Annotated in this window: 22 protein-coding genes; 14 read left to right on the top strand and 8 right to left on the bottom strand. The window is 72.0% G+C overall.

Going from position 1 to position 23,260, the window contains the following annotated elements; translation table 11 throughout:
• The first annotated feature begins 77 nt into the window (after positions 1-77).
• Together BKI49_RS21120 and BKI49_RS21115 are read left to right on the top strand one after the other, a co-directional pair.
• Positions 78-2,117 (top strand): amino acid permease, encoded by a 2,040-nt coding sequence (locus BKI49_RS21120; RefSeq protein WP_095935854.1) that lies wholly within the window; start codon positions 78-80, stop codon positions 2,115-2,117.
• Positions 2,118-2,301: 184 nt separating this feature from the next.
• Positions 2,302-4,251 carry an APC family permease gene (locus tag BKI49_RS21115; RefSeq protein WP_095935853.1) on the top strand — a complete coding sequence of 650 codons (1,950 nt, stop codon included), beginning with the start codon at positions 2,302-2,304 and terminating at the stop codon, positions 4,249-4,251.
• A 37-nt stretch (positions 4,252-4,288) separates the two neighbouring features.
• On the opposite strand, the gene BKI49_RS21110 is transcribed toward BKI49_RS21115, so the two are convergent.
• The 4 genes from BKI49_RS21110 to BKI49_RS21095 all read right to left on the bottom strand — a co-directional run bounded on the left by BKI49_RS21110 (position 4,289) and on the right by BKI49_RS21095 (position 8,418).
• On the bottom strand, positions 4,289-5,740 hold the full coding sequence (locus BKI49_RS21110; protein ID WP_179332518.1) for a HAMP domain-containing sensor histidine kinase: 1,452 nt from the start codon (positions 5,738-5,740) through the stop codon (positions 4,289-4,291).
• 66 nt (positions 5,741-5,806) lie between these two features.
• Positions 5,807-6,538, bottom strand: coding sequence for a response regulator transcription factor (locus BKI49_RS21105; RefSeq protein ID WP_095935852.1), 732 nt, complete (start codon positions 6,536-6,538; stop codon positions 5,807-5,809).
• A gap of 111 nt (positions 6,539-6,649) precedes the next feature.
• Positions 6,650-7,333: a CE1759 family FMN reductase gene (locus tag BKI49_RS21100; protein ID WP_095935851.1), complete on the bottom strand. Its 684-nt coding sequence runs from the start codon at positions 7,331-7,333 to the stop codon at positions 6,650-6,652.
• On the bottom strand, positions 7,330-8,418 hold the full coding sequence (locus tag BKI49_RS21095) for an LLM class flavin-dependent oxidoreductase (RefSeq protein ID WP_095935850.1): 1,089 nt from the start codon (positions 8,416-8,418) through the stop codon (positions 7,330-7,332). The genes BKI49_RS21100 and BKI49_RS21095 overlap by 4 nt, the downstream gene beginning before the upstream one ends.
• Positions 8,419-8,549: 131 nt before the next feature.
• Between BKI49_RS21095 and BKI49_RS21090 the strand changes: the two genes are divergently transcribed.
• Both BKI49_RS21090 and BKI49_RS21085 read left to right on the top strand, forming a co-directional pair.
• A complete protein-coding gene (locus BKI49_RS21090) occupies positions 8,550-9,386 on the top strand; it encodes a helix-turn-helix domain-containing protein (RefSeq protein WP_095935849.1) in 837 nt (278 codons plus the stop codon).
• Between the two features lie 58 nt (positions 9,387-9,444).
• Complete coding sequence (locus tag BKI49_RS21085) at positions 9,445-10,860, top strand: MFS transporter (RefSeq protein WP_095935848.1); 1,416 nt, start codon at positions 9,445-9,447, stop codon at positions 10,858-10,860.
• Positions 10,861-10,867: 7 nt separating this feature from the next.
• On the opposite strand, the gene BKI49_RS21080 is transcribed toward BKI49_RS21085, so the two are convergent.
• Complete coding sequence (locus BKI49_RS21080) at positions 10,868-11,749, bottom strand: NADP-dependent oxidoreductase (RefSeq protein WP_095935847.1); 882 nt, start codon at positions 11,747-11,749, stop codon at positions 10,868-10,870.
• Positions 11,750-11,861: 112 nt separating this feature from the next.
• Between BKI49_RS21080 and BKI49_RS21075 the strand changes: the two genes are divergently transcribed.
• Positions 11,862-12,260 (top strand): winged helix-turn-helix transcriptional regulator, encoded by a 399-nt coding sequence (locus tag BKI49_RS21075; protein WP_095935846.1) that lies wholly within the window; start codon positions 11,862-11,864, stop codon positions 12,258-12,260.
• Here BKI49_RS21075 and BKI49_RS21070 read toward each other — a convergent pair.
• A complete protein-coding gene (locus BKI49_RS21070) occupies positions 12,242-12,724 on the bottom strand; it encodes a MarR family winged helix-turn-helix transcriptional regulator (RefSeq protein ID WP_257004894.1) in 483 nt (160 codons plus the stop codon). The two genes, BKI49_RS21075 and BKI49_RS21070, sit on opposite strands and share 19 nt — an antisense overlap.
• A gap of 504 nt (positions 12,725-13,228) precedes the next feature.
• Positions 13,229-13,693, bottom strand: a complete 465-nt coding sequence (locus BKI49_RS21065) for a hypothetical protein (RefSeq protein WP_095935844.1) — start codon at positions 13,691-13,693, stop codon at positions 13,229-13,231.
• A gap of 204 nt (positions 13,694-13,897) precedes the next feature.
• On the opposite strand from BKI49_RS21065, the gene BKI49_RS21060 reads away from it, so the two are divergent.
• The 6 genes from BKI49_RS21060 (at position 13,898) to BKI49_RS21035 (ending at position 18,261) form a co-directional block, all read left to right on the top strand.
• Entirely contained in the window at positions 13,898-14,236 is a 339-nt protein-coding gene (locus BKI49_RS21060) for a YnfA family protein (RefSeq protein ID WP_095935843.1), read from the top strand.
• Between the two features lie 149 nt (positions 14,237-14,385).
• Entirely contained in the window at positions 14,386-15,168 is a 783-nt protein-coding gene (locus BKI49_RS21055) for an SDR family NAD(P)-dependent oxidoreductase (protein ID WP_095935842.1), read from the top strand.
• Positions 15,165-15,407, top strand: coding sequence for a hypothetical protein (locus BKI49_RS21050; RefSeq protein WP_095935841.1), 243 nt, complete (start codon positions 15,165-15,167; stop codon positions 15,405-15,407). The genes BKI49_RS21055 and BKI49_RS21050 overlap by 4 nt, the downstream gene beginning before the upstream one ends.
• Positions 15,408-15,444: 37 nt before the next feature.
• Complete coding sequence (locus BKI49_RS21045) at positions 15,445-16,206, top strand: tyrosine-protein phosphatase (protein ID WP_095935840.1); 762 nt, start codon at positions 15,445-15,447, stop codon at positions 16,204-16,206.
• Positions 16,206-16,448, top strand: a complete 243-nt coding sequence (locus BKI49_RS21040) for a hypothetical protein (RefSeq protein WP_095935839.1) — start codon at positions 16,206-16,208, stop codon at positions 16,446-16,448. The genes BKI49_RS21045 and BKI49_RS21040 overlap by 1 nt, the downstream gene beginning before the upstream one ends.
• A 190-nt stretch (positions 16,449-16,638) precedes the next feature.
• Positions 16,639-18,261 (top strand): alpha/beta fold hydrolase, encoded by a 1,623-nt coding sequence (locus BKI49_RS21035; protein ID WP_095935838.1) that lies wholly within the window; start codon positions 16,639-16,641, stop codon positions 18,259-18,261.
• A gap of 192 nt (positions 18,262-18,453) precedes the next feature.
• Here the strand turns inward: BKI49_RS21035 and BKI49_RS21030 are convergent, their stop codons facing one another.
• Positions 18,454-19,647, bottom strand: a complete 1,194-nt coding sequence (locus BKI49_RS21030; RefSeq protein WP_095935837.1) for an RtcB family protein — start codon at positions 19,645-19,647, stop codon at positions 18,454-18,456.
• Positions 19,648-19,851: 204 nt separating this feature from the next.
• Here BKI49_RS21030 and BKI49_RS21025 point away from each other — a divergent pair, with 204 nt between their 5' ends.
• The 3 genes from BKI49_RS21025 (at position 19,852) to BKI49_RS21015 (ending at position 23,248) form a co-directional block, all read left to right on the top strand.
• Entirely contained in the window at positions 19,852-20,703 is an 852-nt protein-coding gene (locus tag BKI49_RS21025) for a hypothetical protein (protein ID WP_095935836.1), read from the top strand.
• Positions 20,704-20,850: 147 nt separating this feature from the next.
• On the top strand, positions 20,851-21,717 hold the full coding sequence (locus BKI49_RS21020; protein WP_095935835.1) for a DUF3558 family protein: 867 nt from the start codon (positions 20,851-20,853) through the stop codon (positions 21,715-21,717).
• Between the two features lie 163 nt (positions 21,718-21,880).
• Positions 21,881-23,248: a DUF2637 domain-containing protein gene (locus BKI49_RS21015; RefSeq protein ID WP_095935834.1), complete on the top strand. Its 1,368-nt coding sequence runs from the start codon at positions 21,881-21,883 to the stop codon at positions 23,246-23,248.
• The last annotated feature ends 12 nt before the right edge of the window (positions 23,249-23,260 follow it).

Below are 23,260 nucleotides of genomic sequence, written 5' to 3'. Positions count from 1 at the left end.
TCCTAACGGGTCGCTTGCCGCCCGACGGCGCCGTCAGACTCCCCGCAGGCCCCCGTCCCCCGGCTTACGCTCCGGCCGTGCTCAACGTGACGGCGATCCTGAAGCGGCTGGTGATCGGCCGGGCCATGCGCAGCGAGGAGCTGCACGAGACGCTGCTGCCCAAGCGGCTCGCCCTGCCGATCTTCGCCTCGGACCCGCTGTCGTCGGTGGCGTACGCGACCCAGGAGATCCTGCTCGTCCTCACCCTCGGCGGGCTGACGTATCTGCACTTCACGCCGTGGATCGCGGCCGCGGTCGTGGCGCTGATGACGGTCGTGGTGCTGTCGTACCGCCAGGTGGTGCACGCCTATCCGAGCGGCGGCGGCTCGTACGAGGTGGTCTCGACGAACCTCGGCCCGTCCGCCGGTCTGGTCGTCGCGGCCTCGCTCCTCGTCGACTACGTGATGACGGTGGCCGTGTCCGTCGCCTCCGGGGTCGACAACATCATCTCGGCCGTCCCCGGGCTCGTCGGCCAGCGCGTCCCGCTCGCGATCCTCTTCGTCGCGCTGCTCACCGCGATGAACCTGCGGGGCGTGCGCGAGTCGGGGCGGGCGTTCGCCTCGCCGACGTACCTGTTCATCGGCGGCGTCCTGATCATGGTGATCACCGGACTGGTCCGCTACCTCCTCGGGAACGCGCCGGTCGCCGAGAGCGCGCGGTACGGCATCAGCCCCGCGCCCGGCGACGCTCATCTCGCCGGTCTGGCCCTGCTGATGCTGGTGCTGCGCGCCTTCTCCTCCGGATGCACGGCGCTGACCGGTGTGGAGGCGATCTCCAACGGCGTACCGGCCTTCCGCAAGCCGAAGCCGAAGAACGCGGCCACCACGATGGCGGCGATGGGCGCCACCGCGATCGCGATGTTCGCCGGCGTCACCACCCTGGCGATGGTCTCCAAGGTGCACATCACCGACGACGCCTGCCGGCTGACGGGGCTGGACGGCGACTGCTCGTCGTACACCCAGCGCACGGTGATCGCGCAGATCGCGGCGGCGGTCTTCGGCGGCGAACACAGCGTCGGCTTCTACCTCATCCAGGCGACGACGGCACTGGTCCTGATCCTGGCGGCGAACACCGCGTTCAACGGCTTCCCGCTGCTGGCGTCGATCCTCGCCCAGCACCGCTACCTGCCCCGCCAGCTGCACAACCGGGGCGACCGACTGGCGTTCTCCAACGGCATCCTGGCCCTCGCACTCGTCGCGGGCCTGCTGCTGTGGGGCTACCGGGCGAACGTCACGAGCCTCATCCACCTCTACATCCTGGGCGTGTTCACCTCCTTCACGCTCTCCCAGCTGGGCATGGTCCGGCACTGGAACGACGAGCTCCGCTCGGAGCGCGACCCCGCCACGCGGCGGCGCCACCACTCGGCACGGGTGGTCAACGCCGTGGGCGCGGTGGTCACCGGACTGGTCCTCGTCATCGTCCTGGCGACGAAGTTCACCGAGGGCGCGTGGCTGGCGGTGCTCGCGGCGACGGTGCTGTGGGTGATGATGCGCGGGATCCGGCGGCACTACGACGCCGTCGGCGCGGAGCTGGCGGTCGACGACCCCCGGAGCGAACTCGTACCGCCGTCCCGGGTGCTGGGCATCGTGCTGGTCTCCCGGCTGCACAAGCCGACCCTGCGGGCCCTTTCGTACGCGCGTGCCTTCCGCCCCGACCAGCTGGAGGCGCTCACCGTCTCCGTCGACCGCGAGGAGGCGACGGCGCTGCGCGAAAGCTGGGAGGAGTACGGCATCGACGTACCGCTGAAGATCATCGACTCCCCCTACCGCGAGGTGACCCGGCCCGTCGTCGAGTACGTCCGCTCCATCCGCCGGGAGAGCCCCCGCGACCTCGTCGCCGTCTTCGTCCCCGAGTACGTCGTCGGCCACTGGTGGGAGAACCTGCTGCACAACCAGTCGGCGCTGTGGCTCAAGAGCCGGCTGCTCTTCACCCCGGGCGTGATGATCACCAGCGTTCCCTGGCAGCTCACCTCCTCGGAGCGGGCGAACCGTCCGACGCCCCGGGCGCCCGGCGCGGTCCGCCGCGGTGTGCCCCGGGGGACGCGGCCGGCCGGCTCGCGCGACGGACGACGTGGGTGACCGGCACATCCTGACGCGGTTGACCAGTAGATCTTGACGCGGCCTTGATGCGTCTTAACGCGGTCTTGATGCGTTCGGCCCTCACATCCACGGGCCCCGGGATCACTCTCTGCATACGCTGGTCTCGCCGTCTCCGCGATGGCCGGATACCGATCGCAGAGCCGCCTGTCAGGAGCACGCACCGATGGCCACCACCACACCCGCCCGGGCGAACCGCTTGCGGGCCTGGATGCTGGAAGGCCTGTCCGACATGGCCAAGACCCCTCAGGGGGCGCAGGCCACGCCGGAGCAGGCCCACAAGGGCCAGCGGTGGTGGCGGGTGATGTGCCTGACCGGCGTCGACTACTTCTCCACCCTCGGATACCAGCCGGGCATCGCCGCACTGGCGGCCGGACTGCTGTCGCCCATCGCGACCATCGTGCTGGTGATCGTCACCCTCGCGGGTGCACTTCCCGTGTACCGCCGGGTGGCCGAGGAGAGCCCGCGCGGCGAGGGCTCGATCGCCATGCTGGAACGGCTGCTGTCGTTCTGGAAGGGCAAGCTGTTCGTCCTCACCCTGCTCGGCTTCGCCGCCACCGACTTCCTGATCACCATCACTCTCTCCGCGGCGGACGCCTCCACCCACCTGGTGGAGAACCCGCATCTGACCAGCGTCCTGCACGACAAGCAGATGCTGATCACCCTGATACTCGTCGCCCTGCTGGGCGCGGTCTTCCTCAAGGGATTCCTGGAGGCGATCGGCGTCGCCGTCGTCCTCGTCGGGATCTATCTGTCGCTCAACCTCGTGGTCGTGATCAGCGGCCTGTGGCACGTGATCACCGCGGGCCATGTGATCACCGACTGGTCCAGCGCCCTCACCACGGAGCACGGCAACGTCTTCGCCATGGTCGGTGTGGCCCTCCTGGTCTTCCCGAAACTGGCGCTCGGCCTCTCCGGCTTCGAGACCGGCGTCGCGGTGATGCCCCACGTCGAGGGCGACCCGACGGACACCGAGGAGAAGCCGACCGGCCGTATCCGCGGCACGAAGAAGCTGCTGACCACCGCCGCCGTGATCATGAGCGTCTTCCTGATCTGCACGAGCTTCATCACGACGCTCCTGATCCCGGAGGACGAGTTCAAGTCGGGCGGCCAGGCCAACGGGCGCGCGCTGGCCTACCTGGCGCACGAGTACCTGGGCAACGCCTTCGGCACGGTCTACGACGCCTCCACCATCGCGATCCTGTGGTTCGCCGGCGCCTCCGCCATGGCCGGGCTGCTCAACCTGATGCCCCGCTACCTGCCCCGCTACGGCATGGCCCCGCACTGGGCGCGCGCCGTACGTCCCATGGTGATCGTCTTCATCCTGGTCGCGTTCCTGGTCACCTGGATCTTCGACGCGGACGTCGACGCGCAGGGCGGCGCGTACGCCACCGGTGTGCTGGTGCTCATCAGCTCCGCCGCCATCGCGGTGACCATCGCCGCGCGCAAGGCACGCCAGCGGGGCTGGACCGTCGGCTTCGCGGTGATCTCCGCGGTGTTCCTGTACACGACCGTCGTGAACGTCATCGAGCGGCCGGACGGCGTGAAGATCGGTGCCTGCTTCATCGCGGGGATCATCCTGGTCTCGCTGCTGTCCCGGCTCGCCCGCGCCTTCGAGCTGCGCGTCACCAGTGTGACGCTCGACAACATGGCGGAACGATTCATCAGAGACATGTCCAGCCGCCGCATCCGGTTCATCGCCAACGAGCCCGGACAGCGGGACAAGGCCGAGTACCGCGAGAAGATCGAGCAGATCCGGCAGGACAACGACGTCCCCATGCAGGAGGACTTCGTGTTCGTCGAGGTCACCGTGCTGGACCCCTCGGAGTTCGAGACGGGTCTCACCGTCCGCGGCGAGGTGCTGCACGACCGCTACCGCGTGCTGACCCTGGAGTCGGCGTCCATCCCCAACGCACTGGCCGCGCTGCTGCTGCACGTCCGCGACTCCACCCGGTGCACCCCGCACATCTACTTCGAGTGGACCGAGGGCGACCCGTTCACCAACTTCCTCCGCTTCTTCCTCTTCGGGCAGGGCGAGGTCGCCCCCGTCACCCGGGAGGTCCTCCGCGAGGCCGAGCCGGACCGCTCCCGCCGCCCCCGGGTCCACGTGGGCTGACCGGCGGGCTCCGCGGGGCGCCGGGGCCGGGCATCGGCTACCGGCCGCCGTCCCCGGCCCGCTGCACCCCCACGGTGAACCCGATCACCGTGCCCCCGCCCTCCCGCCGGAAGGCGAACGCCGCGCCCCCGTGCGCCGTGGCCACCTCGCGGACGATGGACAGACCGAGCCCCGACCCGGGCAGACTCCGCGCGTCGGCGGCCCGGTAGAACCGGTCGAAGACGCGGATGAGGTCCTCGTCCGCCATCCCCGGCCCCCGGTCGAGCACCTCGACCCGCGCGGGCCCGGGATGCCCCGCACCCGGAGCGGACGGGTCCACGCCCGCCTCCGCGCCCGGCCGCCGGCCCGACACCACCACCTCGATCGGCGCCGCCCCGACCCGGTCGAACTTCGCCGCGTTCTCCACGAGGTTGGAGACCGCCCGTTGCAGCGCGGTGGGCCGCCCCTCCACGGTCGTGTCGCCGCGCGCGGTGACCGTGATGTCCCGCCCGGACCGGCGCCGCGCGACGATCGCGACGTCCTCGGCGAGCTCCGCGAGGTCGAGCCGCCGGACGGGCTCGGTGTCGGACCGCCCGGCGGCCAGCGCGACGAGTTCGTTGACGAGGTCGGTCAGCTCGCGGGACTCCAGGGCGAGGTCGGCGACGAGTTCCTCCCGGACGCCGGGCGGCAGTTCGTCGATGCGCCGGAGCATGGAGATGTTGGTGCGCAGCGAGGTCAGCGGCGTCCGCAGTTCGTGGCCCGCGTCCTGGACCAGCCGCCGCTGGTCCTCCTCGGACTGGGCGAGCCGCACCAGCATCCGGTCGAAGGAACGGCCGAGCCGGCCGACCTCGTCGTATCCGGTGACGGGCACCTGGATGCCGAGGCGGCCGGTGCGGGCGACGTCCTCGGCGGCCCCGGCGAGCCGGACCAGACGGCGGGTGATGCGCCGGGCCAGCCACCAGCCGAACAGTCCCGCGGCGACGACGACGGCCGCGACGAGCAGCACGGTCCGCTGCTGGAGTTCGCGCAGCAGGTCCTCGGTGTCGCTGAACTGCTGGGCCACCTGCACCGCGCCCCGCCCGCCGCCGAGGGCGACCGTGGCGACCCGGTAGCGGTCGCCCCGGACGTCGACCTCCTTGTGCTCGTCCAGCCCGCCCGCCGTCCCGTGGTCGGCGACGGCCCGGTCCGCGGCGCGCACGGGCAGCGGCGGGCTGCCCCGGTCGACGATCACGCCGCCGGGGCCGAGGACCTGCACATCGGTGCGGCTGGGCCGGATGATGTCGTCGAGCGGCCCGTCGTGATCGGAGTCGGAGGCGGCGAAGTCGGCCGGGTACAGGGCCCGCTCGCGCACCTGGTCGCGCAGGTCCTGGACGACCTCCGCGAAGACGGTCTGCTGGTCGACGCGCACGAGCCGGGCGGCGGCGTCGTAGCTGAGGAAGCCGACGAGGACGGTGACGGCGGCGGCGACGGCCGCGAAGGACAGGGTGAAGGTGGCCCGCAGGGAGGACACCCGCCGGAATCTGGTCCGGGGGAACCTGATCCACCCCGCACCGCCCGCGGTGGGCCGGCGCGGCACTCAGTCCTCCCTCAGCACGTACCCCACGCCCCGCACCGTGTGGATGAGCGCCGGCGCCCCCGGCTGGTCGAGCTTGCGCCGTAGGTAGCCGACGTACACGGCGAGGTTCTTGGAGCCGGGTCCGAAGTCGTAGCCCCAGATGCGGTCGTAGATGGTGGCGTGGTCGAGGACGATGCCGGTGTTGCGGACGAGGAGTTCGAGGAGTTCGAACTCGGTGCGGGTCAGTTCCAGCTCCCGCTGCCCGCGCCAGGCCCGCCGTGCCTGGACGTCCATGCGGATGCCCGCGGCGGCGACCTGCCCCGGGGTGTCCTTCGCGGCGGCGGCCGGCGCGGGCGCCGGGTCCGGTGTCGCGCCGTCGGCGCGGTCGCCGGTGCGGCGCAGCAGGGCGCGCAGCCGGGCGAAGACCTCCTCGACGTCGAACGGCTTGACCACGTAGTCGTCGGCACCGGCGTCGAGGCCGGCGATGCGGTCGGCGGTCTCGACGAGCGCGGTGAGCATGAGGATCGGCGTGCGGTCGCCCTCCGCGCGCAGCACGCGGCACACCTGGAGGCCGTCGATGCCGGGCATCATCACGTCCAGCACGAGCACGTCCGGCGGGGTGCGGTGGGCCTGCGCGAGCGCCTCGACGCCGTCGGCGACGGCCGTCACCTCGTACCCCTCCAGCGTCAGCGCCCTCTCCAGGGCGTGGCGGATGGCGCGGTCGTCCTCGGCGAGCAGCACAGTCTGGGGCACCCCACCAGTCTGCCAAGCCCGTGGCGGCACACCACCTGATGATCATGGGTGCGGAGGGCTTCTTACCCGGATCACACCTCCGGGGCGAAGCCCGCCACGGGCCTCGCGGCGCTACGGCCGCAGCGCCGCGAGCTGCTGCTCGAAGGGGACGACCGTGAACGCGTCGGCCGAGTCCACCGAGGTGACGGCGCCCTTGAGCGAGCGGGGCGCGATGGCCGCGGCCGTGTCGGTGTCCGGGACCGCCGGGGCCGTCTCCGCGCGGGCCCCGGGAACCGTCCCGGCCGCCGACGCCCCCATGAACCGGGCCAGCTCCGCGCCGGCCCGTTCGATGCGCCCTTCCAGTCCCTCGTCGCCCCAGTCCTCCGAGGCCGCGTAGACGGCGGTCGGCAGGACCACGGCGCGCAGGTACGAGAAGAGCGGGCGCAGGGCGTGCTCGGTGACCAGGGAGTGGCGCGGGGTGCCGCCGGTCGCGCCGACGAGCACCGGCTTCCCGGTCAGCGAGTCCTTGTCGATGACGTCGAAGAAGGACTTGAACAGCCCGCTGTAGGACGCCGAGAAGACGGGCGTCACCGCGATCAGGCCGTCCGCCGCGGCCACCGCGTCCAGCGCGGCGGCCAGGCGCCGCGCCGGGAAGCCGGTGACCATGTGGTGGGCGATGTCGGTGGCCAGGTCGCGCAGTTCGACGACCTGGACGTCGACGTCGGCGTGCCGGGCGGTCGCCGCGGCGAGCCGGTCGGCGAGCAGCCGGGTCGACGACGGGGAGCTCAGCCCCGCCGAGACGACGACGAGCTTCATGCGACGGTCACCTCCTTGGCGGCGGCCACGCGGGCCGCGTGGGTGGGAGCCTCGGGCACGTCGGCCGGACGCCCCTTGGCGAACTCCTCGCGCAGGACGGGCACGACCTCCTCGCCCAGCATGTCGAGCTGTTCGAGCACGGTCTTCAGCGGCAGTCCCGCGTGGTCGATCAGGAAGAGCTGGCGCTGGTAGTCGCCGGCGTACTCCCGGAAGGACAGGGTCTTCTCGATCACCTGCTGCGGCGAGCCCACGGTCAGCGGGGTCTGCTCGGTGAAGTCCTCCAGGGACGGCCCGTGCCCGTAGACCGGCGCGTTGTCGAAGTACGGCCGGAACTCGCGCACGGCGTCCTGGGAGTTCTTCCGCATGAACACCTGGCCGCCGAGCCCGACGATGGCCTGCTCCGGGGTGCCGTGCCCGTAGTGGGCGTAGCGCTGGCGGTACAGGTTCACCATCTGCTTGGTGTGGGAGGCGGGCCAGAAGATGTTGTTGTGGAAGAAGCCGTCGCCGTAGTAGGCGGCCTGCTCGGCGATCTCGGGGGACCGGATCGAGCCGTGCCACACGAAGGGCGCGACTCCGTCGAGCGGGCGCGGGGTGGAGGTGAAGGACTGGAGGGGCGTGCGGAACTTGCCCTCCCAGGTCACCACGTCCTCGTCCCACAGGCGGCGCAGCAGGGCGTAGTTCTCGACGGCGAGGTTGATGCCCTCGCGGATGTCCTTGCCGAACCAGGGGTAGACGGGACCGGTGTTGCCGCGGCCCATCATCAGGTCGACGCGGCCGTCCGCGACGTGCTGGAGCATCGCGAAGTCCTCGGCGATCTTCACCGGGTCGTTCGTGGTGATGAGGGTCGTGGAGGTGGACAGGACGAGGTTCTCCGTGCGGGCGGCTATGTAGCCGAGCATCGTCGTCGGCGAGGACGGCACGAAGGGCGGGTTGTGGTGCTCGCCGGTGGCGAAGACGTCGAGCCCGACCTCCTCGGCCTTCTGCGCGATGGCGAGCATCGCCTTGATGCGCTCGCCCTCGCTCGGCGTCCGGCCGTTCGTCGGGTCGGTCGTGACGTCGCCGACGGTGAAGATCCCGAACTGCATGGCTGCTCACCCTCCAAGTTGTTGATGGTTCAACTATACCCACAGAACCGCACCCCGCCCCCACCTATTCCCCCACCTCCGGACCGTCCGGTCCCCACCCCCCGCCGCGTCGGCCGACGTACGATCCGGCCATGGCAGAACCCCGTCGCGACACCCGCGGGATCGTCGACCCGTCCGCACTGCTCACCCGCGTACGGTTCCGCCGCCACCCACCCGCCGAAGCGCTGCGCCGGCACGTGGAGACGTACTGGTTCATCGACTGGGACCTGCCGGAGCCGTACGCCTCGCACGTCGTCCCGCACCCGTCGGTGAACGTCACGTTCCAGTGGGACGAGGACGAGGGCCCGCCCTACGGCGAGGTGACCGGTGTCGCTCTCGGCCTGTTCACGCGGAAGCTGACCGGGCGGGGCCGGGTGTGCGGGGCGAAGTTCTGGCCCGGGGCCTTCCGGCCGTTCGCCCCGTGGGCGCCGGTGTCGCGATGGACGGGCCACGCACTGCCGGTCCAGGACGTGTTCACGCGGGCCGTCTTCGCCGCGACCCCGGAGGACACCGCCCGCTCGGTCGTGACCCCCGCCGACGACCGCGCCCGGGTGGCCGCGCTCGACGCCGTCCTGCTCTCGCTCGCCCCGGAGCCCGACCCCCAGGCCGACCTCGCCAGGGAACTGGTCGGCCGCATCCGCACCGACCGGGAGATGCGCCGCGTCGGCGACCTCGCCCGCTCGGCCGGCCTCTCGGTACGCGCGCTCCAGCGGCTCTTCTCCGCGTACGTCGGCGTCAGCCCCAAGTGGATCATCCTGCGCTACCGCATCCACGAGGCCCTGGAACTCGCCGGGACCCGCCGGGACGTCGACTGGGCCGCACTCGCCGCCGACCTCGGCTATGCCGACCAGGCCCACCTGGTACGGGACTTCACGGCGACGGTGGGCGTGCCGCCGACGGTGTACGCGACCGCGCAGCAGACCTCCTGACGCACCCCGTCACCAATTCGCTTGACCGCGCCGTACCAAGTGCCGCACATTTATCTGCGTGACACAGATACTGCACAACGCAAAAGAATCGGTCCATCCGCCCGCACGCACCCGCTGGGCGATCCTGGCCGTCGTCCTCGCAGCCGACGTCCTCGACCTCCTCGACGCCACCATCACGAACATCGCGGCCCCGACGATCGCCGAGGACCTGCACGGCGGCACGAGCCTCGTCCAGTGGCTCGGCGCCTCCTACGCCCTCGCCCTCGGCGTGCTCCTCGTCCTCGGCGGACGCCTCGGCGACAAGTACGGCCGTCGCCGCCTCTTCCTCACCGGCCTCGCCGGTTTCACCGCCGCCTCGGTCGCCTGCGGCCTGGCGCCCGAGCCCCGGACCCTCGTCGCCGCCCGCCTCGTCCAGGGCGCCTTCGGCGCGCTCGTCGTCCCGCAGGGCTTCGGCATCCTCGGCGTCGCCTGGCCCCGCGACCAGATCGGCAAGGCGTACAGCCTCTTCGGACCGGTGATGGGCCTCTCGGCCGTCGGCGGCCCGGTCCTCGCCGGCTTCCTCATCGACACGGACATCGCCGGCCTCGGCTGGCGCACCATGTTCCTCATCAACCTGCTCCTCGGCGGCGCCGCGCTCGCCGCCGCCGTCCGGCTGCTCCCGCGCGACAGCGGCGACCGCGCCGTCACCGTCGACGGCCCCGGCTCCGCCCTTCTCGCCGCCACCATGCTCGGCCTGCTGTCCGGCCTGATCGACGGCTCCGCACACGGCTGGACCCTCAGGAGCACCGCCCTGGTGACCGCCGGACTCCTCCTCTTCGCGGCCTTCTGCCACCGTCAGCGCACCGCCGCGACCCCCCTCATCCAGCCCTCCCTCCTGCACAACCGGGGCTTCACCTCCGGACTCCTGACCGGCGTCGCGTTCTTCGCCGCGGTCTCCGGACTCCTCTACGTCGTGTCCCTCTTCCTCCAGCAAGGACTCGGCCGGTCCCCCGCGGGCGCCGCCCTCGGCCTGACCCCCCTGTCAGCCGGCATCGTCGTCGCCTCGATCGCCTGCTACCGCCTGATCGGCACACTGGGCCGCCGGCTGACCCTCGCCGGATTCCTGATCACGTCCGCCGGGACCGGCTGGCTGCTCGCCCTCGTCGTGAGCTCCGGCACCGGTACCGGCGCCTGGGCCCTCGTCCCGCCCCTGCTGGTCGTCGGCCTCGGGATGGGCACCTGCTTCGGCTCCCTGTACGACGTCACCATCGGGGACATCGCCCCCGCCGAGGCCGGCAGCGCGGGCGGCTCGCTCGGCGCGGTCCAGCAGCTCGCCAACGCGATCGGCGCCGCCGCGGTCACCACCCTGTACTTCGGGACGGACGGCGGCGAGGCCCACGCCACCGCCGTGAGCCTCGCCGCCGTCACCGCCGTCGCCCTGCTGTGCTGCCCCCTGGTGCTGCTCCTTCCCCGCAAGGCGCAGGAGGAGCACTAGTCCTGCCCTAGGGGACGAGCACCAGCCGCCCCCGCAGCCCGCCCTCGGCCAGCCGCGCGTGCGCCTTGGCCGCCTCGTCCAGCGGGTAGGTCTCGGCGACCCGCGTCGTCAGCACCCCCGCGTCGACGAGCCGCACCAGCTCCGCGAGACGCGCCCCGTCCGGCGCGACCTCCACCGAGCCGGTCCGCACCCCACGCACGGACTCCGGGTGAGCACCCGGGATGACCCCCACGAAGGCGCCCCCGTCGCGCACCCAATCCAGCGCGGCGGCACCGAGCAGCGCCGCGTCCAGGACCCCGTCCACACCGGCGGCCTGCGGCCCGAAGCGGTCGGCTCCCAGCGACCGCACGAGGTCCTCGTCGGCGGCCCGCGCCACGCCCGTCACCGTCAGACCGCGGTGGGCGGCGAGCTGGACGGCGTACCCGCCCACCGCACCCGCGGCACCGGTGACCAGCAGGCTCTGGCCCGGCTCCAGGCCGAGCAGGTCGAGGGCCTGCGAGGCGGTCAGCGCGTTCAGCGGCAGCGTCGCCGCGTGCACGGCGTCGACCGAGCCGGGCGCCGACGCCACCGCGCCGGCGTCGACGACCACGTGGTCGGCGTGCGTACCGAGCGTCTTGCCGGGCCCGTACGCCAGGGCCACCACCTCGTCCCCCACGTTCCACCCGGTGGCCACACCCACCGCGTCGACGGTCCCGGCCACGTCCCAGCCGAGCCCGAGCCGCTTGCCCGCACCGCCGAAGACACCGGCACGCACCCCCGCGTCGACCGGGTTGAGGGCGGCGGCGGCCACCTTGATCCGTACCTGACCGGCCCCGGGCTCGGGCACCTCGACCTCACCGACCTCCACGACGTCGGGCCCACCGAACCGATTCACCAGTACCGCACGCATGGCAACGCTCCCCACTTCCTGGGTCTCTTTCCCGTTGCAACAACCCTAGGAAGAGTTACTATCCATCAGTAAGTAGGCACCTGAAGGTGCGTACGTCACCCGGAGGTGAGCCATGGCGACCACGACCGCGGCCCAGCGGCGCGAGCAGGCACGCGTCGAGTACGACGCGTTCATCAAGAGCTGCCCCACCAACCAGCTCCTCGACCGGATCAGCGACAAGTGGGTCAGCCTGGTCGTCAGCGCGCTCGCCGGGGGATCCATGCGCTACAGCGACCTCGGCCGCAAGATCGCGGGCGTCAGCCCCAAGATGCTGACGCAGACGCTGCGTTCACTGGAGCGCGACGGGATCGTCGCCCGCACGGTCACCCCGTCCGTGCCCGTCCGCGTCGACTACGAACTCACGCCCCTCGGCGCCAGCCTCAGCTGCCTGCTCTCCGCCGTGAAGGACTGGGCGGAGCTGCACATCGAGGAGGTCAACGACGCCCGGGAGCGCTACGACTCCGCGCCCTGAAGGCCGCCGCCCCGCAGCCGGGCGATCTGCTCACCGGTGAACTCCACGGTGCGCCGCATGTGCCCGATGATCAGGGCGAGTTCCTCTTCCTCGAGCCCGTCGAACAGGGCGAACCAGCCGCCGCCCAGCCGGTCCCACATCCGCCCGAACTCGGCCATCTTCTCCGGCACGACCGCCACGAGCACTCGCCGCCGGTCGGCCGCGTCGCGTTGCCGCACGACGTACCCGGCCTTCTCCAGCCGGTCCACCAGCCGGGTCGCCGACCCGGTGGTCAGCCCGGTCAGCTCCCCGATCCGCCCGATCGTCACGGGCCCGTCCTCCAGGCTGAGCAGGTTCACGCACTGCAGATCGGTCGGATGCAGGTTCAGATGATCGGCGACGGCCTGGTTGAAGAGCGCGTACGACGCCATGTAGCGCCGCGACACCGTGGCCAACTCCCCCATCAGATGCTCCCGAGCCGCCATCACCACACCTTTCAGCAGGACACACCATCGTAAGCACCACCACCGCACCGGCCCACTCCCCACAGCGCCCGCACCGTCCGTTCCCGCAGGAACGGTCCCCCGGACGCACCCGCACCCGCCCCCTCCCCACAGGAGCCGCACCCCGGACGCACCCGCACCCGCCCCCTCACGGAAGGAGCCGCACCCCGGACGCACCCGCCCCCTCCCCACAGGAGCCGCACCCCGGACGCACCCGCACCCGCCCTCTCACGGAAGGGGCCGTGCCGGTGCATCACATGCCCGTTGCGGACGGCGCCACCAACCCACCGCACTGAATCGCCGGACCACACAAGGGCTGCAACGGGCGGATCACCGGCACGGACCCGACCCACCCACCGGACCGGAGGCGGGGCCCACCCACCGAACCGGAGGCAACCCACCCACCGGCCCGGAGGCAACCCACCCACCGGACAGACGGCGAAACGACCCGGAGGCACACGCCCCGGAGGCACACGGCCCGAACTCCTAGAAGGCGTAGAAGTCCCCCGTGTCCAGCACCAGCACCCGCTGCCGGTCATTGGCCCGGTTGGAATCCACCGCCCCGCCACCCCACACGGTGTCGATCCCCAGCGTCACCTCCGTGGGCGCCCCTTTCAGCAGCACCGACATCCGGATCTCCCGCCCCGCCCCGTCCGCGGACAGCGCCCCGGTCCGGCACACCAGGTCCCGCGCCCCCGTCCGCGCACAGCCGTCCGGCAGCCACTGCACATCGGCCAGCGCGGCCGACCAGCGCAGCCGCACCGTCGCGTCCATGACGGCGTTCGGCCCGTGGTTCCGCGGCGTCAACCGCAGGGCAACGCGCCCCGCGTCCATGGACACCCGCCCGTGATAGGCGAGATCGGCCTCGGGAGCCGCCGCGCTCACCGGAGTCACGCCCGCCACCGCGAGCCCCACGCCCGCACCCACCACACACAGCGTCCGCACCCACATGACGTCATTACCTCCGCTAGGGCCACCGCGTCCGTCACGTGGATGTATCCCACCCCAGCCACCCCCCAGGCGCCGTCCATCAGGTGAAGCGCCACGCACCGCAACCCACCCCTCACCAACCCCACCCACGCACCGCAACCCACCCCTCACCAACCCCACCCACGCCCCGCAACCCACCCCACACCCCCATGCAAGAGTGACCGCATGCTCATCGCCCGCTCAGCAGCCCTCTTCGTCGTCGCCGCCCTCTTCGAGATCGGCGGCGCATGGCTGATCTGGCAGGGCCTGCGCGAGCACCGCGGCTGGCTCTGGATCACCGGCGGCGTCCTCGCCCTCGGCGCCTACGGCTTCGTCGCCACCTTCCAGCCGGACGCGCACTTCGGCCGCATCCTCGCGGCGTACGGCGGGATCTTCGTCGCCGGATCGATCCTGTGGGGAGTGGTCGCGGACGGCTACCGCCCCGACCGCTGGGACATCACCGGGGCGGCGATCTGTCTGGCCGGAATGGCCGTGATCATGTGGGCCCCGAGGAACGGCGGCTGACCCCCCACCCCTCGGACCGTCGAGCCGCCCACCGACCCCGTCGCCTACCCTGACAGAGCCGATGCCGGGAACCGATCGCCCCGCCAGGACCGATCGCCGCGCACGGCGCACACCGCCGCGACACCACCGCGCCAGCCGAGGAGCCAGACATGACCGCGCCCGCCGCGCCCGCCGCCCCCTCCCGCATCGCCGTCGTCACCGGCGCGAGCAGCGGTATCGGCGCGGCAACGGCGAGGCAACTCGCCGCGGCCGGCTACCGCGTCGTGCTGACGGCCCGCCGCAAGGACCGCATCGAGGCGCTCGCGGAGGAGATCGGCGCGGCCGGTGGCCAGGCGACGGCGTACGCGCTCGACGTCACGGACCGCGCGGCGGTCGACGAGTTCGCCACCGCGTTCAAGACGATCGGCGTCCTGGTCAACAACGCGGGCGGCGCGCTCGGCGCGGACCCGGTGTCGACCGGCGACCCCGCCGACTGGCGTCAGATGTACGAGACGAACGTCATCGGCACCCTGAACATCACGCAGGCCCTCCTGCCCGCGCTCACCGCGAGCGGCGACGGCACCGTGGTGGTGCTGTCCTCGACGGCGGGCCACGGCACGTACGAGGGCGGTGGCGGCTACGTCGCGGCCAAGCACGCCGAGCACGTGCTGGCCGAGACCCTGCGCCTGGAGATCGTCGGCACACCGGTCCGCGTGATCGAGGTGGCGCCGGGCATGGTCAAGACGGACGAGTTCGCGCTGACCCGCTTCGGCGGGGACACCGAGAAGGCCGCCAAGGTGTACGCGGGTGTCGCCGAGCCGCTCACGGCGGACGACGTCGCGGAGACCATCACGTGGGCGGTGACCCGGCCCAGCCACGTCAACATCGACCTGCTCGTCGTCCGCCCCCGCGCGCAGGCGTCGAACACGAAGGTCCACCGGGACCTCGGATGACCGACCCCGCCGCAGAACCGCCCACCGCAGAACCCACCGCCGAAGAACCCACCACCGAAGAACCACGCACTGCGGAACCCGCCACCGAAGAACCACCCACCCCACCCACGCTCGAACAACGCCGCCTGGCCGAGGAGAAGAAGAACGAGCGGATGGTCTGGTACTACCTGGCGTACTTCCTCTTCGGCATCCACATCGTGGCGTTCGTCATGATCTACGCGGTGCGGCACGCGAAGTGACCGCACCCGACGCACCCTCCACGTACGCTCGCACGATGTGAACGGACACATACCCTTCAGGCGTCTGCACAACTTCCGTGACCTGGGCGGCCGCACGACGACGGACGGCCGCACGGTCCGCCCGGGCCGGCTGTTCCGGGCGGACTCGCTGGGCAAGCTCGCAGGCGACGACTGGGACCTCTTCCTGTCACTGGGCATCCGCACGGTGATCGACCTGCGCTACCCGTGGGAGATCGAGGGCAAGGGAAGGGTCCCGGAACACCCCTCGCTCGCGTACCGCAATCTGAGCATCGAACACCGCCCGTACGACCAGGCGGCGTTGGCCCCGTCCGTCGACCCGGGCCCGTACCTCGCGGCACGCTACGCGGAGGTCGCCGCGGACGGCGTGGCGGAGATCCGCGGGACGCTGGAGCTGATCGCGACGGCGGACGAGGGCCCCGTGGTCTTCCACTGCGCGTCGGGCAAGGACCGTACGGGTCTGGTGGCCGCGCTGGTGCTGTCACTGCTGGGAGTCGCCGAGGACGCGGTCGTCGAGGACTTCACGCTCACCGAACGGGCGACGGCCGCGCTGCGCGCGGACTGGCGGGCGGCGAACCCGGACCGTTCCCTGACCTGGCCGGGCTACGGCCACGCACCGGCCGAGGTGATGACCGGTTTCCTCGCGGACCTGAAGTCCCGCCACGGCTCGGTGGAGGGGTACGTCAGGAACGCGCTGGGCCTGGACACCGCGTTCGTCGAGCGACTCCGGGCGGCCCTCCTGGACGGGCCGCCCACCACAGAGCCGTCCGCCACCGGCTGATGACGGACCGTTCGACGGCACCGCCGGGCACGGGCCGCCGCATGCCGGCGGAGGCGGAACGCCGCACGGCGGCCGCCGGACGCACCGCCACCCGCCTGGACTGCCTGACCGGCAACCCGCGCCTGCACACCTACTACCGCTCGTACTACCGCTCGGCGGGCTACACCCCGGTCGGCAGGCAGACCGTGGAGGGTGGCTGGGACGGCCCGTACACGGTGACGCTCTTCGAGATGCGTCTCTGACCTGCCCCTCTCCCTTCGTCGGCCAAGTGCCAGACGGCTCCCCCACGGCGGCGGATCGGCCATTCGGATGCGGTCGGCTCGCGGCCGCCGCCGGGCAGCGGTGTCGTGGACACGGGTGCCTGCCGACGCCCGGCGCGTGGGCGGCTCCCGCGTCCGGCCGGGCAGCGACTCGGCCGTGAAAGGACAGGGGATGCGAATATCCGGGCCCATGGCGGGCCGCAGGGGCCATGCGGCGTTCGTCGCCGCGGTGCTGGTCTGCTCGACGGTGCTGACCGGGCCGGACCCCGCCGCGGCCGGCGGCACGCCCACCCCTTCGCCACCTGCCCCGCGGCTGGAGTGGAGCCCCTGCGTCCAGGGCAGCCCGTACGACTGCGCGACCGCGAAGGTGCCGCTGGACTACCGCGATCCGGGCGGTCGCCTCATCGACCTGGCGGTCATCCGGCACAAGGCGACCGGACCCGGGCGGCGCATCGGCACCCTCTTCTTCAACCCCGGCGGACCCGGCGGTCCGGGAACCGTGCAGATGCCGCAGAACTACGGGGCCTTCCCGCGCGAGGTGCGGGAGCGGTTCGACATCGTCAGCTGGGATCCACGAGGTGTCGGCAACAGCACCGCGGTGAACTGCTTCACGAGCGCCGAGGAGGCCGAGGCTTGGGGCGCCGACAAACCGGCCGGGTTCCCGGTGGGCGAGCGGCAGCGGGCGGCCTGGACCTCCGCGTACCAGGATCTGGCCCGGCGCTGTCGGCAGCGGGACCCCGAGCTCCTGCGCCATGTGTCGACCGCCGAGACCGCCCGCGACCTCGACCAGCTCCGCCGTGCGGTGGGCGACCCGCAGCTCACCTTCATGGGCGTCTCCTACGGCACGATCCTCGGTGCCACGTACGCCGGGCTCTTCCCCGGCAGGGTCCGTGCCATGACCCTCGACAGCAACATCGACCCGCAGGCCTGGACGAACCACGGCTCCGACGACGCCTCGCTCACGACGTTCCTGCGGATGGGCTCGGACCGGAGCGCGGCGGCGGTCCTGGACCGTTTCCTCACCCTGTGCGGGTCCGCCGGTGCCGCCCGCTGCGCCTTCGCCGCCGACGGCCCCAAGGCGACCCGGGACAAGTTCGACCAGTTGCTGCGGCGGCTCCGGGAGCACCCGGTGGGCGAATGGACGTACGCCCGCACGGTCGCCGAAGTGGTGAGCGGCCTCTACATCGTGCATCCGGGGTGGGCGGACCTCGCGGCCCGGCTGCAGAGCCTGTGGCAGGGGCGTGCCCCGCGGACGCCGGCGCCTCCGCCCGCGCCGCCGGTCCCGCATCCGAGTCCGTACCTGGGCGAGGAACAGGCTGCCGCGGTGCTGTGCGGCGACAGCCCGAATCCGCGTGACATCGCCGCGTACCCGGCGCAGGAGGACACCGCCGCCGCGCGTGCGGGCGACGTCGGGCGCTACTGGGCGTGGGCCGCCTCGCCGTGCGCCGTCTGGCCGGCCGTCGCGGCCGAGCGCTACCGCGGCCCGTGGAACAGGCCGACGGCCCACCCCGTCCTGGTGGTCGGCACCACCTACGACCCCTCCACCCCGTATCCGGGTTCGCAGGGCATGGCCCGGGAACTGGGCGACGCCCGTCTGCTCACCCACGACGGGTTCGGCCACACCGCGATGTACAACCCCAGTGCCTGCGTCGCGGAACACGAGAGCCGCTACTTGATCGGCGGCGTGCTCCCTCCGGCCGGAACGCACTGCCGGCAGGACACGCCCCCCTTCCCGGCGCCCAAGCCGACCGGCGGGATGGCCACCGGCGGCGGGGCGACGGCCGGCAGCACCTGATCCCCGCCGCGGACGCCCACCCGGCAAGGCGGCACCCCGCCGACATCACCCGGCAAAGCGGCACACCGCCGCCGTCGCCCGCCCCGGAAGCCGGCCGCCCCACCAGGCCCGCGCACGACAAAGGGCCCCGGACCGTACGGTCCGGGGCTCTTCGGGCCGGTGGAGTGCAGGCGGCCGATGGAGTGCTCGCCGTCAGCCCTTCACGCAGACGACCTGCTTGAGCTTCGCCACGACCTCCACGAGGTCGCTCTGCTGGTCGATGACCTGCTCGATCGGCTTGTAGGCGCCGGGGATCTCGTCGACGACGCCGGAGTCCTTGCGGCACTCGACCCCGCGCGTCTGCTCCTCCAGGTCCTTCGTGGAGAAGCGGCGCTTGGCCGCGTTGCGGCTCATGCGCCGGCCGGCGCCGTGCGAGGCGGAGTTGAACGCCTTCTCGTTGCCGAGACCCTTCACGATGTACGAACCGGTGCCCATCGAGCCGGGGATGATCCCGTACTCGCCGGAGCCCGCGCGGATCGCGCCCTTGCGGGTGACGAGGAGGTCCATGCCCTCGTACCGCTCCTCCGCCACGTAGTTGTGGTGGCAGGAGATCTCCTGCTCGAAGGTCGGCTTCGCCTTCCGGAACTCCTTGCGGATCACGTCCTTGAGGAGCCCCATCATGAGCGCGCGGTTGTGCTTCGCGTACTCCTGCGCCCAGAACAGGTCGTTGCGGTAGGCGCCCATCTGCGGGGTGTCGGCGACGAAGACCGCGAGGTCTCGGTCGACGAGGCCCTGGTTGTGCGGGAGCTTCTGGGCGACGCCGATGTGGTGCTCGGCGAGTTCCTTGCCGATGTTGCGCGAACCCGAGTGCAGCATGAGCCACACCGCTCCGGACGTGTCGACGCACACCTCGACGAAGTGGTTGCCGCCGCCGAGCGTCCCCATCTGGAGGGAGGCCCGCTCCTGCCGGAACTTGACCGCGTCCGCGACCCCGTCGAACCGGCCCCAGAAGTCGTCCCAGCCGGCGGTGGCCATGCCGTGGAAGCGTCCCGGGTCGACCGGGGAGTCGTGCATCCCGCGGCCCACCGGAATGGCCTCCTCGATCTTGGAGCGCAGCCGCGACAGGTCGCCCGGGAGGTCGTTCTCGGTGAGTGAGGTCCTGACGGCGGACATTCCGCAGCCGATGTCCACGCCCACCGCGGCGGGGCACACGGCGTCCCGCATGGCGATGACGGAGCCGACGGTCGCCCCCTTGCCGTAGTGCACGTCGGGCATCACGGCGAGGCCCTTGATCCACGGGAGGGTCGCCACGTTCTGGAGCTGGCGCAGCGCCACGTCCTCCACGGACGCCGGATCGGTCCACATGCGGATGGGGACCTTCGCGCCCGGCATCTCCACGTAACTCATATCGTCCTCATTCCCCCGAAAGCCATCAGAAGTCGTAAATCGCAAAACCGGCGCCAAGGTCGACGTATGGGACAACGGACCGGCGTCCACGGCAGTGCGTGCGATACACATTGTCTCCAGGTGCCGCCCTCGGGCGGCAACCGATTAAGCACTGGGCACCCCGGGCGGACGAGCCGCCGGGGACGCGTCGAGAGGAGCCTGGCCGTGCGGCGGAAGGCATACGTACCCGGCGTCGCCGCGCTCCTGGCGGCGCTGCTGGCGGGCTGCACGGGCGGTTCGGCCGACGGCGGCTCGGAGACGGACTCCAAGGGCAGCGACACGGGCACGGCGGCGCCGGCCCGGCCCGGCAAGTACCGCACGCTCCCGGAGGCGTGCAGCGCGGTCAGCCACGACACCCTCGACACGCTGCTGCCCGGGATCGAGCAGATCGCCGACGAGAAGCAGCGCGAGAAGGCGTACGCGGGCGAGGCCACGCCCACCTACGACACGGACCGGCGCGACGGGTGCCGCTGGAAGGTGGAGTCGACGTCCGCCTCCGACCGCCTGCTCGTCGACTTCGAGCGCGTCGCCTCGTACGACAACACGGTGAGCGACGACAACAAGGCCCGGGAGATCTACGCGGTCAAGGAGACGGCGGCCGACCTGCCCGAGCCCGCCGGCTCCGGTTCCGCCTCCGGCCCCACCGCCGGATCCGGCACCGGTGCGCCCGGCAGCGACGCGTCGGCCTCGTCCACCCCGTCCGCCCCGTCCTCCTCTTCCTCCGCCTCCGCCTCGGCTCCCTCGGGCCCCTCCGCGTCCGCGAGCGTGACCCCCGCGGACCTCCAGCCCCGCACGCTCGACGACGTCGGCGACGAGGCGTTCCTCGACGACCGACTGAGCGCCGCCGCGACGGCGCGGGCGCGCACGGTGACTGTGGTCTTCCGCACGTCGAACGTGATCGTGACGATCGAGTACGCGGAGCAGCCGACCGCCTCCACGGAGGCTCCGGACAGCAAGGAAATGCAGGACAGGGCGCAGAAACTGGCCCAGAAGCTGGCCGACACACTCGACGGTTAGCGGGCCCGGGGCTCCGGTCCGCCTCCGTGGCCGAACCGCCCGAAGGGGAACCGCCGGGTCGTCCCACCGCGTACCGTGGCCCCTCGGACCCGACCGGTCGCACGCGCCATGTGCGGCCGTACCACGAGCCCTACGAGTGAAGGAACCATGCACCGACCAGCACAGCGAGCAGGCCGAGCACCGCGATTCACCCGCATCCTTGTCAGCGCAGCCGCCGTTCCGGTGATGCTCGTCGCCGCGGGCTGCTCCTCCGACTCCGGCTCCGGTGGCGACGCGAAGAAGAGCGGCGGTGCGAGCCCGGACGCGAAGGCGTCGGCGAGTGCCAGCGCGAACGCCGTGCAGCCGGCGTCGTACGCGAAGCTGCCCGAGCCGTGCGCGGTGCTGTCGAAGAAGACGCTGGGCGAACTGGTCCCCAAGGGCGTCAAATCCGGCAAAGAGGGCAAGTCGGACGACGTGTCGTCGCGGGGCAACTGCTACTGGAACAGCCTCGACAACAACGGCGTGAAGGGCTCGCAGTTCCGCTGGCTGAACGTGGCCATGCTGCGGTTCGACTCGGACTCGCGCGGCGAGGGCGACCAGCAGGCGCACAGCTACTTCGAGAAGCAGGTCAAGGGCGCGCAGACCGCGACGGGTGCGAAGAACACCAAGTCCGAGCCGGTCTCCGGGACGGGCGACGAGGCGACCGCCGTCAGCTACGACCTGAAGAAGAAGGAAGGCACCTTCAAGCAGCAGACGATCGTGGCGCGCGTCGAGAACGTGGTCGTCACCCTCGACTACAACGGCGCCGGTCTCGCGGGCGAGAAGTCCCCGAGCGCGGCCGACCTGCTGAAGGACGCGAAGAAGGCCGCCAAGGAGGCGGTGGCCGCGGTCACCGCCGCCAACAAGGACGGGGGCGCCGACGCGGGCACCTCCCCGTCGGGGTCGGCCTCCAAGCCGGCGTCGAAGTCGGCGTCGCCGTCCAAGAGCTCCTCGAAGAGCGCCAAGCCGTCCGCCTCCACGGCGAAGAAGAGCTGACGCGTTTCCCGCCCGGTCCACGGCCCAACTCGTGGTCCGGTAAGGGCTTTTGCCCGGGCCCGGTCCCTTTCGGGACCGGGCTCGTTCCATGCCGGGCGCCCGTGGGCCGCACACATGTGCCACCCTGTTGCGCGCAACAACACGCACTGGGAGGGGAGTACGGGTGGCCGCGCCACTGCAGCTGACACGGATGCACCGCATACTCATCGGCGTGGTCGTCACCGGTGCGGTGATCATCGCCGGTATCGGCTTCGCCGGTTCGTACGCCGCCGTCCGCGAGCTCGCGATCAAGAAGGGCTTCGGGAACTTCTCCTACGTCTTCCCGATCGGCATCGACGCCGGCATCTGTGTCCTGCTCGCCCTGGACCTGCTGCTGACCTGGATCAGGATCCCCTTCCCGCTGCTGCGCCAGACGGCATGGCTGCTGACGGCCGCCACCATCGCGTTCAACGGCGCGGCGGCCTGGCCCGACCCGCTCGGCGTCGGCATGCACGCCGTCATCCCGATCCTCTTCGTCGTCGCCGTCGAAGCCGCCCGGCACGCGATCGGCCGGATCGCCGACATCACCGCCGACAAGCACATGGAAGGCGTCCGCCTCACCCGCTGGCTGCTGTCCCCGCTGCCCACCTTCCTGCTGTGGCGCCGCATGAAGCTGTGGGAACTGCGCTCCTACGAAGCGGTCATCAAGCTCGAACAGGAACGCCTCGTCTACCAGGCCCGGCTGCGCTCCCGCTTCGGCCGCGCCTGGCGCCGCAAGGCACCCGTCGAATCCCTGATGCCCCTGCGCCTCGCCCGCTACGGCGTCCCCCTCGCCGAGACCGCCCCCTCCGGCCTGGCCGCCGCAGGCATCGAGCCGGCGCTCCTTCCCCCGGCGCCGAAGCAGCCGGAGCTGGAGACGGCCGTCCCCGCCGCGGACGGCCGCGGTGCCGGGCAGGCGACCGCCCCGCAGGCCGCGTCGCCCCAGGACCAGCAGCGCCGCACTCCGGACGACGGCCGGCCCGCGCCCGCAGAGCAGCCGGAGTACGGGCAGCAGCCGCAGCCGGACGGCAACCCCTGGTTCGCCCAGCCCGGGCAGAACATCGTCTACGAGGGCGGCTACGACCCTGCCTTCGAGCCGCCCTACGACCCCACCTACGCCGCCGAGCAGGAGGGGTGGCAGTGGCACGACGAGCAGCAGCACCCGATGTACGAGCCCGGCCCGGAGGAGACCGGCAGCTTCCCGATCCCCGCGGGCGCCGGCGGCCGTACACGGCAGCTGGGCGAGGGCGGCGGCACCCCGGAGCCGGAGCAGCTGCCGATCCCCTCGCCGCGTGAGGAGCAGTCCGCGCAGTCGGACGAGAAGGCCCAGGAGGAGGCGTACTACCAGGTGTTCCGTCAGTCGATAGACGGCAGCTTCCCCACGCCGCGCGTCCTCGGCGACAACATCGAGGCCACCTACGGCACGACGCTCAGCCCCAGCGCGCTGAAGAACCTCACGGACCGCTTCCAGAACCGCTTCAACGCGGAGCTGGAGGAGGACCACATCGCCTAGGGGGTGTCGCCC

The sequence above is a fragment of the Streptomyces sp. Tue6028 genome (genome assembly GCF_002300165.1).
GTDB classification, from domain to species: Bacteria; Actinomycetota; Actinomycetes; order Streptomycetales; family Streptomycetaceae; genus Streptomyces; species Streptomyces siamensis.
Note: the sequence above shows the minus strand (reverse complement) of the source record. Positions and strands in the feature narration are given on the sequence as shown.

Excerpts from the sequence above, each read along its gene's own strand:
- BKI49_RS21030 (WP_095935837.1), bottom strand. The coding sequence starts at position 19,647 with ATGAGTTACGTGGAGATGCCGGGCGCGAAGGTCCCCATCCGCATGTGG.
- BKI49_RS21090 (WP_095935849.1), top strand. The coding sequence starts at position 8,550 with ATGGCAGAACCCCGTCGCGACACCCGCGGGATCGTCGACCCGTCCGCA.
- BKI49_RS21055 (WP_095935842.1), top strand. The coding sequence starts at position 14,386 with ATGACCGCGCCCGCCGCGCCCGCCGCCCCCTCCCGCATCGCCGTCGTC.
- BKI49_RS21065 (WP_095935844.1), bottom strand. The coding sequence starts at position 13,693 with ATGTGGGTGCGGACGCTGTGTGTGGTGGGTGCGGGCGTGGGGCTCGCG.
- BKI49_RS21035 (WP_095935838.1), top strand. The coding sequence starts at position 16,639 with ATGCGAATATCCGGGCCCATGGCGGGCCGCAGGGGCCATGCGGCGTTC.
- BKI49_RS21095 (WP_095935850.1), bottom strand. The coding sequence starts at position 8,418 with ATGCAGTTCGGGATCTTCACCGTCGGCGACGTCACGACCGACCCGACG.
- BKI49_RS21050 (WP_095935841.1), top strand. The coding sequence starts at position 15,165 with ATGACCGACCCCGCCGCAGAACCGCCCACCGCAGAACCCACCGCCGAA.
- BKI49_RS21070 (WP_257004894.1), bottom strand. The coding sequence starts at position 12,724 with ATGGCGGCTCGGGAGCATCTGATGGGGGAGTTGGCCACGGTGTCGCGG.
- BKI49_RS21020 (WP_095935835.1), top strand. The coding sequence starts at position 20,851 with ATGCACCGACCAGCACAGCGAGCAGGCCGAGCACCGCGATTCACCCGC.
- BKI49_RS21075 (WP_095935846.1), top strand. The coding sequence starts at position 11,862 with ATGGCGACCACGACCGCGGCCCAGCGGCGCGAGCAGGCACGCGTCGAG.
- BKI49_RS21040 (WP_095935839.1), top strand. The coding sequence starts at position 16,206 with ATGACGGACCGTTCGACGGCACCGCCGGGCACGGGCCGCCGCATGCCG.
- BKI49_RS21100 (WP_095935851.1), bottom strand. The coding sequence starts at position 7,333 with ATGAAGCTCGTCGTCGTCTCGGCGGGGCTGAGCTCCCCGTCGTCGACC.
- BKI49_RS21060 (WP_095935843.1), top strand. The coding sequence starts at position 13,898 with ATGCTCATCGCCCGCTCAGCAGCCCTCTTCGTCGTCGCCGCCCTCTTC.
- BKI49_RS21080 (WP_095935847.1), bottom strand. The coding sequence starts at position 11,749 with ATGCGTGCGGTACTGGTGAATCGGTTCGGTGGGCCCGACGTCGTGGAG.
- BKI49_RS21115 (WP_095935853.1), top strand. The coding sequence starts at position 2,302 with ATGGCCACCACCACACCCGCCCGGGCGAACCGCTTGCGGGCCTGGATG.